The organism is Devosia sp. (genome assembly GCF_034675085.1).
GTDB lineage: Bacteria > Pseudomonadota > Alphaproteobacteria > Rhizobiales > Devosiaceae > Devosia.
In genome coordinates this window covers 1-13280 of record NZ_JAUCDN010000064.1, presented here as the reverse complement: position 1 = coordinate 13280, position 13280 = coordinate 1, and the positions used below count along the sequence as shown (strand labels likewise).

Genomic DNA, 13280 nt, shown 5'->3' with positions numbered 1-13280 from the left:
GCTCAACATGGCCAACATGCTCGATGGGGCTGGCGGCGGCGTCTCTGATGACGCGCTTCTGGCCGGCCTCGAAACGGCTGCGGCCGACGGCGAGCCCATGGCGATGTGGCAGCTCGGTACCATGTACGAGAACGGCCAGGGGGTTGAGCGCGACCCGGCCAAGGCCTTTAGCTATTTCGACCAGATCGCCCGGCAGAATTTCGATTCCACCCCGCGCGGCAGCAATTCCGACATCGTTGCCCAATCGCTGCTCAAGCTCAGCGAATATTACAAGCAGGGCGTTCCCGACGCCGGCATTCCCGCCGATTCCGTGCGCTATCACGATGCGCTGGTGCATGCCGCCAGCTATTTCGGCGATGCAGATGCGCAATATCAGATGGGTCTGCTCTATGTCGAGGATAATGGCCAGAGCACCAATCCGCTGATGAGCTATCGCTGGTGGATCATGGCGGCGCGCAAGGGCCATTGCGGAGCTCAGGGACGCCTGGGAGGCCTGCTGTTCAGCGGCGGCAAGGATTTCCAGCCCCAGCCGGTCGATGGCCTGATGTGGCTGGCCATTTCGCATGAGAATTGCGCCGGCACCGCCGATTCGGCCTGGGTAGACGATCTGTTCACCCGCGCCAGCGCCAAGGCCACCCCCGATCAGCGCGCCGAGGCGCTGGACCTGGCCAGCATCGTCGGCCCGCAATTGGGCACTTTTTAAGGCCCAGCAAGGCGCTTAAACGGGATTTCTCTTAGCTTGCGTGAAAGCTGAATGCCCCTTCGACCGGCACATGGTCGCTGGGCTTTTCCAAGCCGCGCACATCCTTGTGGATCGTGACATCTTCCAGCCGATCCGCAGCCTGCGGCGAGAGCAGCAGATGGTCGATGCGGATGCCGGCATTGCGCCGCCAGGCGCCGGCCTGAAAATCCCAGAACGTATAGGCCGGCTCGTCTGTGGTGGCGCGCAGCGCATCGGTGAGGCCCAGATTGGTCAGGGCGCGCCAGCGCTCCAGGCTCTCGGGCCGATAGAGCGCGTCACCCCACCAGGCATCGGGATCGTGCGCATCAATGGGGGCGGGAATGAGATTGAAATCGCCCAGAAGAATGAAGGGCTCCTCGAATTGCAGCCTTTGGGCGACGAAAGTCTCCAGCCGGCGCATCCAGGCCAGCTTGTAGGGGAATTTTTCAGTATCCACCGGGTTACCGTTGGGCAGGTAGATACCGCAGACGCGGATGGCGCCGCCGGTGACGGAAAAGACCCCCTCGATCAGTCGCGCCTGTTCGTCACTATCATCGCCCGGCAGTCCCCGCGTTACCTCGTCAAACGGCAACAGGGAAAGTATGGCGACGCCATTCCAGCTTTTCTGGCCGTGGGTCTCCAGATTGTAGCCTAGCGCCTCGATCTCGGCCCGGGGAAAGGCTTCGTCGACCGACTTGATCTCCTGCAAAACCACGATATCGGGCTTTTCCTGCTCGAGCCATGTCAGCAGCAGCCCCAGCCGCGCCTTGATGCCATTGATGTTCCAGGTGGCGATGCGCAGGGCCATGGCTCTTATCCTTATGTGAGATCGGCATAGACGGCGCGGATCAACTGCTTGGGGTAGTCCCCGGTGCAGCCTTCCAGCGCCGTATTGCTCATCGACACTATGGTAATGCCGTTGGCCGGATCGACAAGCCAGGAATGGCCGTAAACCCCGCCCCAATTGAGCGTGCCGCGCGCCGAGGGCGAATCGGCTGCTACAGGATCATCGACGATGGCACCGAAATAGCCGAAGCGCTGGCCGGGGTCACGGGGCAGGGCGCCGATGCGGTTGGAAACGCCCAGAGCCACCGTTTCCGGCTTCAATACGCCCTTTCCGCCCTGCCGCAGAGCTTCGAGAAGGCGCATGATGTCGCCCGGCGTGCCCGCCATGCCGGCGCCACCCGACTGAAAGGCCCCGGCACTGAAAATACGCGACGGCGAGAAGACGGTGTTCTCCCCTTCGGCATTGCGCACTGCCTGTGGATCGCTCATCGGCTGGGGCGGTACGCCATCGGCATAAGGCTTGGCCAGCCGCGCCGGGTCGGCAACGAAAAAACCGGTCTCGTCCATGCCCAGCGGGCCGGTGACGTGCCGGCGCACAACAGCGTCCAGGCTATCGCCTTCAATAGCGGTGAGCACTGCGCCCAGGACGTCTATGGAGACCGAATATTGCCAGCCCGCTCCCGGCGCGAACAGCAAGGGCTGGGCCGCGACGCGGCTGAAATTGTCGGCAAAATCCTTGTCTGTCGCTCCAAGCCCAGTCGAGATGGAGGCATCGCCCGGATAGGCATAGGCAAGCCCTGCGGTATGGGTGAGCAGATGGTGGATGGTGATGGGCGCCGGGACGCTATCGGGCAGGGCCGGAGTGAAATAGGGCAGATAATCGGCCACCAGATCATCGAGCGCCAACAGGCCCTTGTCGATCATGGCCAAGGCGGTGCTCGCAACGATGGGCTTGGTGACCGAGGCCAGCCGATAGATGGCGTTTTCGAACATGCCGACGCCCGCCTCGCGGTCGAAATGTCCGGCGACACGCCGCAGCGCCTCCTGCCCATGCCGATAAACGATCAACTCCGCGCCGACGATCTTGTCGCCCGCCACGGCGCCCTCCATGATCACGTCGACCCGCGCGCCCATTCGCTCTCCCCCAGAAATGCGTGAATTGCCGGCGTCAGACCGCGAAGCTGGTGCCGCAGCCGCAGGAAGCGACGGCGTTGGGGTTCTTGATCTGGAAGGACTGCCCGATCAGATCGTCCACGAAGTCGATTTCCGCGCCGCCCATGAATTCCAGGCTCAACGAATCGATCAGCACCACCGCATCGCCCTTTTGCAGCACGATATCGTCGCTGGCCGGCTTTTCCCGGACCAGATTATATTCATACTGGAAGCCGGAACAGCCGCCGCCGGCCACCGATATGCGCAGCACCGTGCCTTCGGGCTCCTTGGAGAGAATGCGGGCGACGCGCTTGGCGGCGCGCTCGGTCAGCGCCACGGCGGGTCCGTCTTGGGCAATCGTGGTCATTTGAGGTCCATGCCGTAATGTCATAACGGTCAGGCTAAAATAGGAACTATTGCCCCCAATGAAAAGGCCCTTCCGCCGCCATGCGCGATAAAGCCCCCTATGCCAGCGATCCCCGGCAATCGCTGGGTCGCCTTTATGCCGCCAGCGCCAGCCCGACGCGCTCAGACTTCCAGCGTGACCGCGACCGCATTATCCATTCCACCGCCTTCCGGCGCCTACAGCACAAGACGCAGGTGTTCCTGCATCATGGCGGCAACCACTTCCGCAACCGGCTCACCCATACGCTGGAGGTGAGCCAGATGGCGCGCTCCATGGCCCGCGCCCTGGGGCTGGATGAAGATCTGGCCGAGGCGGTCGCCCTCAGCCACGATCTGGGACACACCCCATTCGGACATGCCGGTGAAAGGGCGCTGAATGCGGCCATGGCCGATTGTGGCGGGTTCGACCACAATATCCAGGCGCTGCGCGTGGTGACGCTGCTGGAGAACCGCTATGCCGAGCATGACGGGCTCAATCTCACCTGGGAAACGCTGGAAGGCATTCTCAAGCATAATGGCCCCTTGGTCGGTCCCGACGGCGCTCCCTGCGGGCGTTACGCAGAGGAGGGGCTGCCCGCCGGACTGGATGTACTGGCGGTGCCCGCCGATTTGCGGATTTCCAGCCACGCCTCGCTGGAAGCGCAGGTGGCCGCTATAGCCGACGATGTGGCCTATAACGCCCATGATATCGATGATGCGTTGCGTGCCGGGCTGATTGTGCTGCCCGATCTCATCGATGTGCCGCTGGCAGGCCCCATCGTGCGCGAGGTACTGGCGCGCTATCCCGACGTCGCGTCCCACCGGCAGGCCCATGAGGTGCAGCGCCGCCTTATCACCCGCTCCATCGAGGATGTCATTGCCACCACCAGCGCCAATATTGCCGCCTCAGGCGTCCATAGCGCCGAGGAGGTCCGGCGAGCCGGCAAGACCCTCGTCACCTTCTCGCCGCAGCTGGCGGAGGCCGAGCGCGGGCTCAAGGCGTTTCTGTTCGCCCGCGTCTATCGCCATGAGGCGGTGATGGGGCCGGTGCGCGAAAGCGAGGCCGTGGTGCAGCGGCTGTTCGCCCGCTACCTGCAAAGCTCCGACATGCCGGGCCGTTGGGGCGAGGCGGGAAGGGCGGTGCAGGGAGCGGCCCGCGCCCGAATTGCCGCCGATTTCATCGCCGGCATGACCGATTCCTATGCGCTGGACGAGCATCAGCGCCTGTTTGACGCTCGCCCTGAATTCCGTTAACCCCGGCTCACTCCAGCTTTTGGGTTTGTCATGGACGTTTTTGCACTGTTTTCCGCGCGCATCGCCAATGCGATGCAGCTTCTCTTCCCCGAAATCGGTGCCGAGCTTCTGGCCCGCATCGTGGTCGAGCCGCCGCGCGATCCCGCCCATGGCGATCTGTCCAGCAATGCCGCCATGGTGGTGGCCAAGCCGCTGGGGCGCAATCCGCGCGAAGTGGCGGGCGCGCTGGTCGAGCATTTCCGTACCGACCTCGATGTCGTCAGTGTCGATATCGCGGGGCCAGGGTTCATCAATTTCCGCCTCGCCACTCCGGTCTGGCACAAGGTGCTGCGTTCCATCTCCGAGCAGGGCGATGATTACGGCCGATCGAGCCTGGGCGGCAGCGAAGCTGTCAATATCGAATATGTGTCGGCAAACCCTACCGGCCCCATGCATGTGGGACACACACGCGGCGCTGTCTTCGGCGATACGCTGGCCGCACTCCTGGCTTATTCCGGCTATGAGGTGACGCGCGAATATTACATCAACGATGCCGGCAGCCAGATCGACACGCTGGCCAATTCTACCCTTCTGCGCTACCGCGAGGCACTGGGCGAAACCATCGAAATTCCGCCGGGCTTTTATCCCGGCGACTACCTCATTCCCGTCGGCGAAGCTTTGAAGGCCGAGTTCGGTGCCAGCCTGCTCGACCGGCCCGAGGTCGAAGTGCTGCCGCTGGTCAAGGAGCGGGTGCTGGCCGCCATGCTCGATCTGATCAAGGCCGATCTGGCCAAGCTGGGCATCCATCACGACGTGTTTTTCTCCGAGCGCACGCTGCATGGGGCAGGGGGCGATATTGAATCCACCTTGGCCTGGCTGCGCCAGAAGGGCATGATCTATGAGGGGCGGCTTGAGCCGCCCAAGGGCAAGACGCCCGACGAATGGGAAGACCGTGAGCAGACGCTTTTCCGCGCCACCGACTATGGCGACGATGTCGACCGGCCGCTGGTGAAGTCCGACGGCTCCTACACTTATTTCGCCGCCGATATCGCCTATCACCGCAACAAATTCCTGCGCGGCTTCAAGCACATGATCAATGTGCTGGGCGCCGATCATTCCGGTTACGTCAAGCGCCTCCAGGCCGCCGTGAAGGCCGTGTCGCTCGACGAGGCCGACATGGACGTGCGCATCTGCCAGCTCGTGCGCCTGCTCAAGAATGGCGAGCCGTTCAAGATGTCCAAGCGCTCGGGCGATCTGGTGACGCTGGCCGATGTGGTGGACGAGGTGGGCGCCGACGCGACCCGCTTCATGCTCATGTATCGGCGCAATGACGCTGCCATGGATTTCGACTTCGCCCTGGTCAAGGAGCAGACGCGCGACAATCCTGTCTTTTACGTGCAATACGCTCATGCCCGCGCCTGCTCGATTTTCCGCACTGCGCGCCGCGATATGCCCGAGCTCGATCTGTCGGATGAGGCGCTGGCCGGCGCTGATATTGAGCGACTGTCCAGCCCCGCGGATATTGAGCTGGTGCGGGTGCTCGCCGCCTGGCCGCGCACCGTCACCGCCGCCGCCATCGCCCATGAACCGCACCGTATCGCGTTTTATGTCCATGAACTGGCCGCCGCCTTTCACGGCTTCTGGGCCAAGGGCAAGGATGATCCACAGTTACGATTTGTTAACTTTGACGACCCAAAGCTGACTCTGGCCCGACTCGCATTGGTCGACGCGGTTCGCCAGGTTATCGTCAATGCTTTGGCGATTCTGGGGGTTTCCGCGCCCGAGGAGCTTTCATAATTCGGGCGCAATAATATGATGTCTCACGGCGCTCTGCCCCGGCCGGGCAAAAGGAGCATCGGTCGCAGGGACGGCAACACAGGGAGCTGGCGACGGATCGGCGTTTCACTGAAGCGGTGACCGGCCCAGCCGCAATCGAGAGGGCGCTGCCTTATGTCAGCGAAACCGCAGTCAATGGCCGGACAATCCGATTCCGCAGACGACCTGATTGCCGAGCTCGCCAAGCTCATGGCGCAGGATGCGCAGACCGAACGCCCTGCCGAGCCCAAGTCCCCATCTTTCTCGTTGCGCATTCCCGGAGAATCCGCTTCGGCGACTCCCACGCAGGCGGCCGCTGCGCCGCAGGAAAAACCCGTTGTCACGCCAACGGTTTTTCCGCAGGCACCTGCTGCTGCCAGATCCGAAGCGGCGCCCGATCCTTTCCATTTCGATTTCGGCCTGGACAAGCGCGACGAGCCAGCGCCTGCCCCTGTTCCGCCTGCCGTTCCACCGGCCCAGGACAGCATTGCCGACCTGATCGCCGCGGCCGAGCCGGAGCCCGAGACTCTCGGATCTCCGCAGGAACTGCCGCTGCCCGATCTGGAAGCCTTTTCGGTTGCGCCGGAGCCGCGCCCTGCGGCACCGTCCCAGCAGGATCGCTTCCATATTCCGCCCGTTTTCGGTCTTGCATCCCGGCCCACGCCCGCTCCTGCATCTGCTCAGGTGGAGCCCGCTTTTGCCGCTCCCCCGCCGGAGACTGCGCCCGCACCCGCCGTTACGCGCACCGATGCTCCACCCCTCGACGATCTGGGTACGGACCCGATCGATGAGATCGAAAATCTCATCGGCCGTGCCATGCGCGTCGAATTCGACAAGCCGGCTCAGCCCGAGCCGCCGGCACCTAGCCCTGCCTTGCGGAGCCTGGCAACGCCGACTCTTCCCGCGACGCCCTCGTCACAGGCGCCGTCGTCCCGGCTTTCTGGGGCTGACGAGGCCATCATGGCGGCGGTGGAGGCGACCGGGGCCGACCTGGACTGGGTGCATCCAGCGGCCAGCGAAGGCGGCGATGCCAGCGCCATGGACGAAGTGATTGCCGGTCCGGCGCCCCGCAGGAGCTTCCGCATCTCGCGGGCCGTTGCGGGTCCGCTGGTCGCGATCGGACTACTACTGGTGGCTGGCCTGGGGCTTTACTGGGTTCTGGGCCTGGGTGGTGAACCCGGCCCGGCGCCCCTGCTCGCGGCCGATACCGGGCCGGTGAAGGAAACGCCGGCGGCCCAGCCCGAAAACACCACCCAGCAATCGGTGGTGTTCAACGAGATCGAAGGCGTCGTGCCGGGCGAGGAAGAACAGCTCGTTTCGCGCGATCAGGCCGACGTCAACGAAGTGGCTCAAATCCCGCCCGTTGCCGATGTCAATGGCGAAGGCCTGGCCAACCGCAAGGTGCGAACGGTAACCGTCCGTCCCGATGGCACCATCGTCAGCGGTGAGGACAGCCTTGCGGGCAGCGCCATACTGCCCGTGGACCGGCCGGCCAATGTGCCCCAGATCGAGGGCGCGGATACCGCTCCACCGGAATTGCTCACCAGCACCGCTCCCGCTGCTTCCGTGCCTACGCCACAGCCTGCTGCTCCCGCTGTCACCATGCCCATCCAGCCCGGCTCGATGGTCCCGGCAGTGGATCTGGCCGGCAACCCCATCGCCGGCAAGACCGCGCCTGCTCCCTTCGTTCGGCCCGCAACTTTCGCGGCGCAGGCTGCGCCTGTTGCCGCCGCATCCCAGGTGACGGGCGGAAATACCCTCCCGCCGCCCCCGGCCAGCTCGCAGCTACAGTCTGGCTCAGCCCCAGCGGTATCGCAGGCCATCGAGGTGGATGCGCTGCCCAATAATGCGCCGGCCTATGTGCAATTGGCCTCCCAACGCAGCGAAGCTGAGGCGCGTACCAGCGCCGAAGCCATGGTGCGCCGCTTTGGCCCGCTGTTCGGCGGCGCCAATCTGGAAGTCCAGCGTGTCGATCTGGGAGAACGCGGCATCTATTACCGCGTCCGCGTGCCAGCCTCTTCGCGTGAAAACGCCAACACCATCTGCGTAAACGTCAAGGCTGCCGGCGGCGACTGCTTCATCATGTAGCGGCCCAGGGCCATGCCCGGGGCGGAAGGAATGCGCCTTAGCGGCTGAAAGGCACTTCGGCGCGCAGGCTGTCGCCGTTTTCGACATAGACCACCTCGAAGCTCACATGGATGGCCTCGCCTTCCAGCGTGATGCGGGCGGAGATGTTGAGGTCCTTGCCTGCTTCGTCCTTGTCGCGTTCCTGTAGGTTGAAGATGAGGTTCTTGCCGCGCTTTTGGCCGACAGCGATGCCGGTGAAGGTGGCATTGGAACTCATGGCTGCCTCGAAGCGCTTGCGCGCCTCCACATAGGCCATGGTCCCGGCGACGGAAAGCTGCGTGCCAGCCAGAGAGCAACGGCCTCGGTAGTTGATCTTGTCCTGGTTGCCCTGGGTTACCGTCATGCGGCAGAAAACGGTTTCGGTGTTGGCTCCGATCAACACGCCGCGCCCGCGCCATTCCCCAATATAGGATTTGAGCATCGCCACGTCCGCGGGAGCTGAAAGGGCGGGGGGGACGGCCGCCACCACCAAAAGGCCGGCCAGGGTGGCGGCGCGCCACAGGGGTCGGAAAAACGTCATCGTTATGAGCCTCCAGTCCAATCATGCCCCCCGGCAAGTCCGATGCAAGCAACTTCGTTGCAGGGCCAGCCCGGCGAAACCCCCATTCATGGGGAGCCGCCGAATCGGTTCGTCCGGCCATGTAATCGGGCGCGGCTTTTTCCCGCAAGCGCCCGCTACAGGGCTATTTCCCGCTCTTGGAGCCCATGCGGCCAAGAGGCTGGAAGAAGCGCCCGCCCCCCGCCAGCACGGCCGGCAAGATGAAGAGGTCGCCGATGACGGCGAAAGCCAGCGTTGAAACGAAGAGCGTGCCGAAAAGCGCCACCTGCGGCAGGTCGGAAAAGATCACGATGGCGACGCCCGAGCACAGGATGAGCGTGGTTGCGATGACCGCCCCGCCGATACGATCAAGCGTGTGCTTGACCGCTTCCTGATGCGGCCGCCCTTCTTCGCGCCGGGCATGCAGGTAATGGGAAAGGAAATGCACCGTATCGTCCACGGCGATGCCGAAGGCTATGGTAAGCGCGATCACCGTGGTCAGTTGCAGTCCCTGTCCGGTGAAATAAAGCCAGGCTTCGGTGCCCAGAACCGGGAAGAGATTGGGGACGGCCGAGGCCAGCGCCACCCGGAAGGACTGGAAGGCGAAGCCGATCAACCCCAGATTGACCAGCACCGACATGGTAAGGTCCAGTTGCAGGCCCGACACGATATCGTCGGTGCCGAAAGTGACCAGCGCGCGCAGGCCGCCGATTTCGGCGCCCTCGATGCCCGCCGCCTGAAGATCGGCGCTCACCGCGTCCACCAGTTCCCGGAAATCGTCGGAATCCACCACGATAGGCATGAAGCCGGTGATGAGCGCCTGCGCGCCATCGTCGGTGAGAAAGCGCTGACGCATCATCGGCCCGACTGAATCGAACACTTCCTCGGTGGAAAAGCCGGCATCCACATAGCTGGTGATGCTGGCCGCCGAGATGACCTTGTTACGCCCCAGATGCTCTTCGAGGATGGCATGGGCCATACGGATGGTCTGGAAATCGCTTTCGGAACGAAAGGCGTCGCCATCAGGCATGGGCAGGCGGATATAGAGCGGGGTCACCCCGCCCACGCCATCGTCGATCTGTTCGGCCGTCACGAGTGCCTGCGAGTCGCGCGAGAGGAAATCGGTAAAGGAGAAATGCGGCTGGATCAGCCCATAGGGGATGAACAGTACCAGCGTGACGATCACCGCGCCGACGGTGATGGGGCGCCCGAAGCGGCTAGCCAGGAACCAGCTTAGGGGCAAGGGGGCCGTCAAAACGAGGCTGGAGCGGGCCGGCGCGCGGAAACCCAGCCGAACCGCCGCCTTGAACAGCAGTGGGGTGAAGGTCATCAGGCACACAAAGAGCAGGAACGTACCCAGCCCGCCGGCAATGGAAAACTCCTGAATGCCCCGGCCCGGCGTCAGCGCCAGCGAGGCGAAGCTGATGAGAGTGGTGAGCATGGTGAGGGCGGTCGCGGGCCCCACCAGCCGCACTGTCGCATCCACGGCCTTTTGCGGTTCCATGCCCTCGCGCCAATAGGCGAGCCAGTTGAAGGTGAAGAACATGGATTCGGCAAAGCTGATCACCAGCACCAGCGTGGTGACGATGATGGTAAGGAAGGAAAAGGAGCCGAAAAGCAGCAGCACCACGCCGGTGGACCAGATCACGGCCAGAAACGGCGTTGCCGCCACCAGCAGCGCCGCTGGCAGCGAGCGCAGCACGAAAAAAGCCATCGCCAGCCCCAGCCCGAACCCCCAGAGGGTGAAATGAAGCTGATCGTGCAGCGAGGCATTGACCATTTCCGAGGTCCAGAGCGGCGGCCCGGTCAATTCGATGGAGATGTTCTCGTCTTCATAGGGCGCGATGGTGCGGCGCAAGTTCTCGATCATGGCGGTCGCACCGTCATTGCGGGCCATTTCCTGGTTGGGGAACATGATGACCACGATGCCGGTGAGATCCGGGGTGATGAGGTTGCGCATCATCGGATCGTTCTGTTGCAGGTCGCTCAGCGCCACCGCCACCTGGGCGAAATTATCCATGCCCTCGGGCACCACCGGCACCGAGCCTCCATAGTCGGTGGGCCGGCGCAGGCTGAAGGGTGACATCGAGCCCACGGAATAGTCGTTGAGCTCGATTTCGAACGCCAACTCCCTTATGCGCTCCAGCGTCTCGGGCTCGGTGAGGCGCGGCGAACTGATCAGCACATAGATGTCGTTCTCGAAGGTGCCGAAAGTGTCCGAGAGATGCTTGTAGGCATCATAATGCGCACCCGAATTGGCATAGACGCGCAAAAGATCGCCATCGACATTCGCTCGGGGGATTTGGGAAAAGCACAGCAGGGAGAACGCCAGCACGGCAAGGGCCGTAGCACGCGGAAAGCGCAGCGTGTTGAGCCCGATATGCTCAAGGCCGAAGCCAATGGAACGCTCATGGGTGAATCGCGCCCACAAGCGGCAGAAAAATGAACCCACAGACAAGCGCCCTGACTCCGCAAAAGCCATGTTGACAGCGATTTCTAGGGGTTAGCGTGGCGGGCGTCCAGCAGGCGCGATGGCCTGCCCCGATGGGGCAGGCCATCGCCATGCGGTCAGAGGCCGAGGGCGGCCTTATTGGCGGCCAGGAAATCGGCGAGCGTCTGCGGCTCGCGTCCCGAAAAACGCAACACCGCATCGGTGATTACGCCGTGATAGCCGGCAACAGCGTCGCGCTGGAAGGCCAGTAGCGCCTCGGCGAAACCCTCGGGAATGCCGGCGGCCAGGAGACCGGCCTTGAGCTGGTCCGGCGTGAGGGCGATGCTGGTGATGCTCTTGCCGCTCAGCGCGCTGTAGAGGGCGGCGCGCTGCTCATTGGTGACGGCGGCGGGCCCAGTGACGTCCTCGATGGATTTGCCCTCGGCCGAAAGCAGCGCTCCGGCGGCGGTGCGCGCCGCGTCGGCGCGCGAGAGATAGGCGGTACCCCCATCTCCGATAAGTCCGAAAAGCTGGCCGGAAGCAATCACCTGAGCTGCGTCCATCAGGTTGTTTTCCGCATACATGTGATTGCGCAGGAAGGTGAAGTCGAGCCCCGAGGCGGCAATGGCCACTTCGGTCCAGTAGTGTTCGGGACCCAACCCGGCATCGGCATTGGGCCGGGCGGCGGGCGCGGAAGTGTAGACGATATGCCTGACGCCGGCAGCCTTGGCCGCATCGACCGCGGCGGTTTGCTGGGGCAGGCGCCGGCCGACATCGTTGGTGCTGACGAGCAAAACCCGGTCGACACCGGCAAAGGCGGCGGGCAGGCTGGCGGCATCTTCGAAATCCACCTTCCGGGTCTCGACGCCTTGGGCCGTGAGATCGGCCAGCTTGGACGGGTCACGCGTGCCGGCGATGATCCTGGTGGCGCCGCGCGCCAGCAGTTCCTCCACCGCCAGCCCGCCCAGATGGCCCGATGCGCCGGTAACCAGCAGGGTCTGATCCTTGAAGTGAGACATATTCGCTTCCTTGTTGTGCTGTTCCCTTGTGGCGCCAACGCCCAGAGAGTAAGTATCGAATAGAGAGTTATCTAGGAAGATTTGTCCGCCGCCGGAAGAGGGCACTTTTCCCACTTAAGGTCACCCCGGAGTAACCGATGCCGCCCGAGCAGGAACAGGCCGCAGCCTTTATCGAGAACTGGAATGCCAGGGCTGTCGGCTCCGGTCCGTGCCCCGTGCGCGGCGTGCTCGACAAGGTCTCGGATAAATGGAGCCTGTTATTGGTGATGACGCTGGGAAACGGGCCGAGGCGTTTCAACCAGCTGCGCCGCGAGGTCCCGGATATTTCCCAAAAGATGCTGACCCAGACGCTGCGTGAATTGCAGCGCGATGGCCTGGTGGCGCGGCAGGTCTTCGACACCAAGCCGCCCTCGGTCGAGTACCGGCTGACGCCGCTGGGACAGTCGATCATCGTGCCTTTCGGCCATCTCATCGAATGGGCAAGCCGCAATCAGCCGCGTATCGATGCGGCGCGAACACGCTTCGATGCCGATGCGCCGGGCAAACCGGCCTGAATCGGCAAAAGAGCAGTGAAAGAACGGCCCCGAAATTGGTAATCGGGGCCGGAATCGCCTATAAGTGCGGCACCTGAATCAAATCCAGAAGCACCCGTGACCGACATTAACGAAGGCGCGACGCCGCCATCCGACATAGCGACGATTTCCATCACCGACGAGATGCGCAAAAGCTATCTCGACTATGCGATGAGCGTCATCGTCAGTCGTGCGCTGCCCGATGTGCGCGATGGCCTCAAGCCGGTGCATCGGCGCATTCTGTTTTCGATGAGCGAGAACGGCTACGAATATAACAAGCCCTATCGCAAATCGGCCCGCGTCGTGGGCGATGTGATCGGTAAGTACCACCCCCATGGCGACAGCGCCGTCTATATGGCGCTGGTGCGTATGGCCCAGGATTTTTCCATGGGCGAAATGCTGGTGGAAGGGCAGGGCAATTTCGGCTCGGTGGATGGGGACATGCCTGCCGCCATGCGCTACACCGAAGTGCGCATGCAGAAGATCACCAATGCCTTGCTGG

General features: G+C 63.5%; 12 protein-coding genes. 6 read left to right on the top strand and 6 right to left on the bottom strand.

The window, feature by feature from the left end:
- The coding region (locus tag VDP82_RS06185; protein ID WP_323013974.1) for a tetratricopeptide repeat protein at positions 1–703 on the top strand (703 nt) is incomplete at its 5' end.
- Positions 704–734: 31 nt separating this feature from the next.
- On the opposite strand, the gene xth is transcribed toward VDP82_RS06185, so the two are convergent.
- Genes xth through VDP82_RS06170 form a run of 3 tightly spaced genes read right to left on the bottom strand, consistent with a single transcriptional unit; the run spans position 735 to position 3026 of the window.
- Entirely contained in the window at positions 735–1523 is a 789-nt protein-coding gene (gene xth / locus VDP82_RS06180) for an exodeoxyribonuclease III (RefSeq protein ID WP_323013977.1), read from the bottom strand.
- 17 nt (positions 1524–1540) lie between these two features.
- Positions 1541–2641, bottom strand: a complete 1101-nt coding sequence (locus VDP82_RS06175; RefSeq protein ID WP_323013973.1) for a serine hydrolase domain-containing protein — start codon at positions 2639–2641, stop codon at positions 1541–1543.
- Between the two features lie 34 nt (positions 2642–2675).
- Complete coding sequence (locus VDP82_RS06170) at positions 2676–3026, bottom strand: iron-sulfur cluster assembly accessory protein (protein ID WP_323013972.1); 351 nt, start codon at positions 3024–3026, stop codon at positions 2676–2678.
- 80 nt (positions 3027–3106) lie between these two features.
- Here VDP82_RS06170 and VDP82_RS06165 point away from each other — a divergent pair, with 80 nt between their 5' ends.
- From VDP82_RS06165 to VDP82_RS06155, 3 genes are all read left to right on the top strand, one after another.
- Positions 3107–4297, top strand: a complete 1191-nt coding sequence (locus VDP82_RS06165) for a deoxyguanosinetriphosphate triphosphohydrolase (protein ID WP_323013971.1) — start codon at positions 3107–3109, stop codon at positions 4295–4297.
- A gap of 30 nt (positions 4298–4327) precedes the next feature.
- Positions 4328–6073, top strand: coding sequence for an arginine--tRNA ligase (argS, locus tag VDP82_RS06160; RefSeq protein WP_323013970.1), 1746 nt, complete (start codon positions 4328–4330; stop codon positions 6071–6073).
- A gap of 174 nt (positions 6074–6247) precedes the next feature.
- Positions 6248–8179, top strand: coding sequence for an SPOR domain-containing protein (locus VDP82_RS06155; RefSeq protein WP_323013969.1), 1932 nt, complete (start codon positions 6248–6250; stop codon positions 8177–8179).
- A gap of 37 nt (positions 8180–8216) precedes the next feature.
- Here the strand turns inward: VDP82_RS06155 and VDP82_RS06150 are convergent, their stop codons facing one another.
- The 3 genes from VDP82_RS06150 to VDP82_RS06140 form a co-directional block, all read right to left on the bottom strand.
- Positions 8217–8738 (bottom strand): hypothetical protein, encoded by a 522-nt coding sequence (locus VDP82_RS06150; RefSeq protein WP_323013968.1) that lies wholly within the window; start codon positions 8736–8738, stop codon positions 8217–8219.
- 163 nt (positions 8739–8901) lie between these two features.
- The gene (locus VDP82_RS06145; protein WP_323013976.1) at positions 8902–11208 is read right to left on the bottom strand and encodes an efflux RND transporter permease subunit; all 2307 of its coding nucleotides are present in this window, start codon (positions 11206–11208) and stop codon (positions 8902–8904) included.
- Between the two features lie 116 nt (positions 11209–11324).
- Positions 11325–12206, bottom strand: coding sequence for an SDR family oxidoreductase (locus tag VDP82_RS06140; RefSeq protein ID WP_323013967.1), 882 nt, complete (start codon positions 12204–12206; stop codon positions 11325–11327).
- Positions 12207–12343: 137 nt separating this feature from the next.
- On the opposite strand from VDP82_RS06140, the gene VDP82_RS06135 reads away from it, so the two are divergent.
- The gene (locus VDP82_RS06135; protein ID WP_323013966.1) at positions 12344–12760 is read left to right on the top strand and encodes a helix-turn-helix domain-containing protein; all 417 of its coding nucleotides are present in this window, start codon (positions 12344–12346) and stop codon (positions 12758–12760) included.
- 162 nt (positions 12761–12922) lie between these two features.
- Positions 12923–13280 (top strand): DNA gyrase subunit A (locus VDP82_RS06130; protein WP_323013975.1); only part of this gene is annotated, 358 nt, incomplete at its 3' end.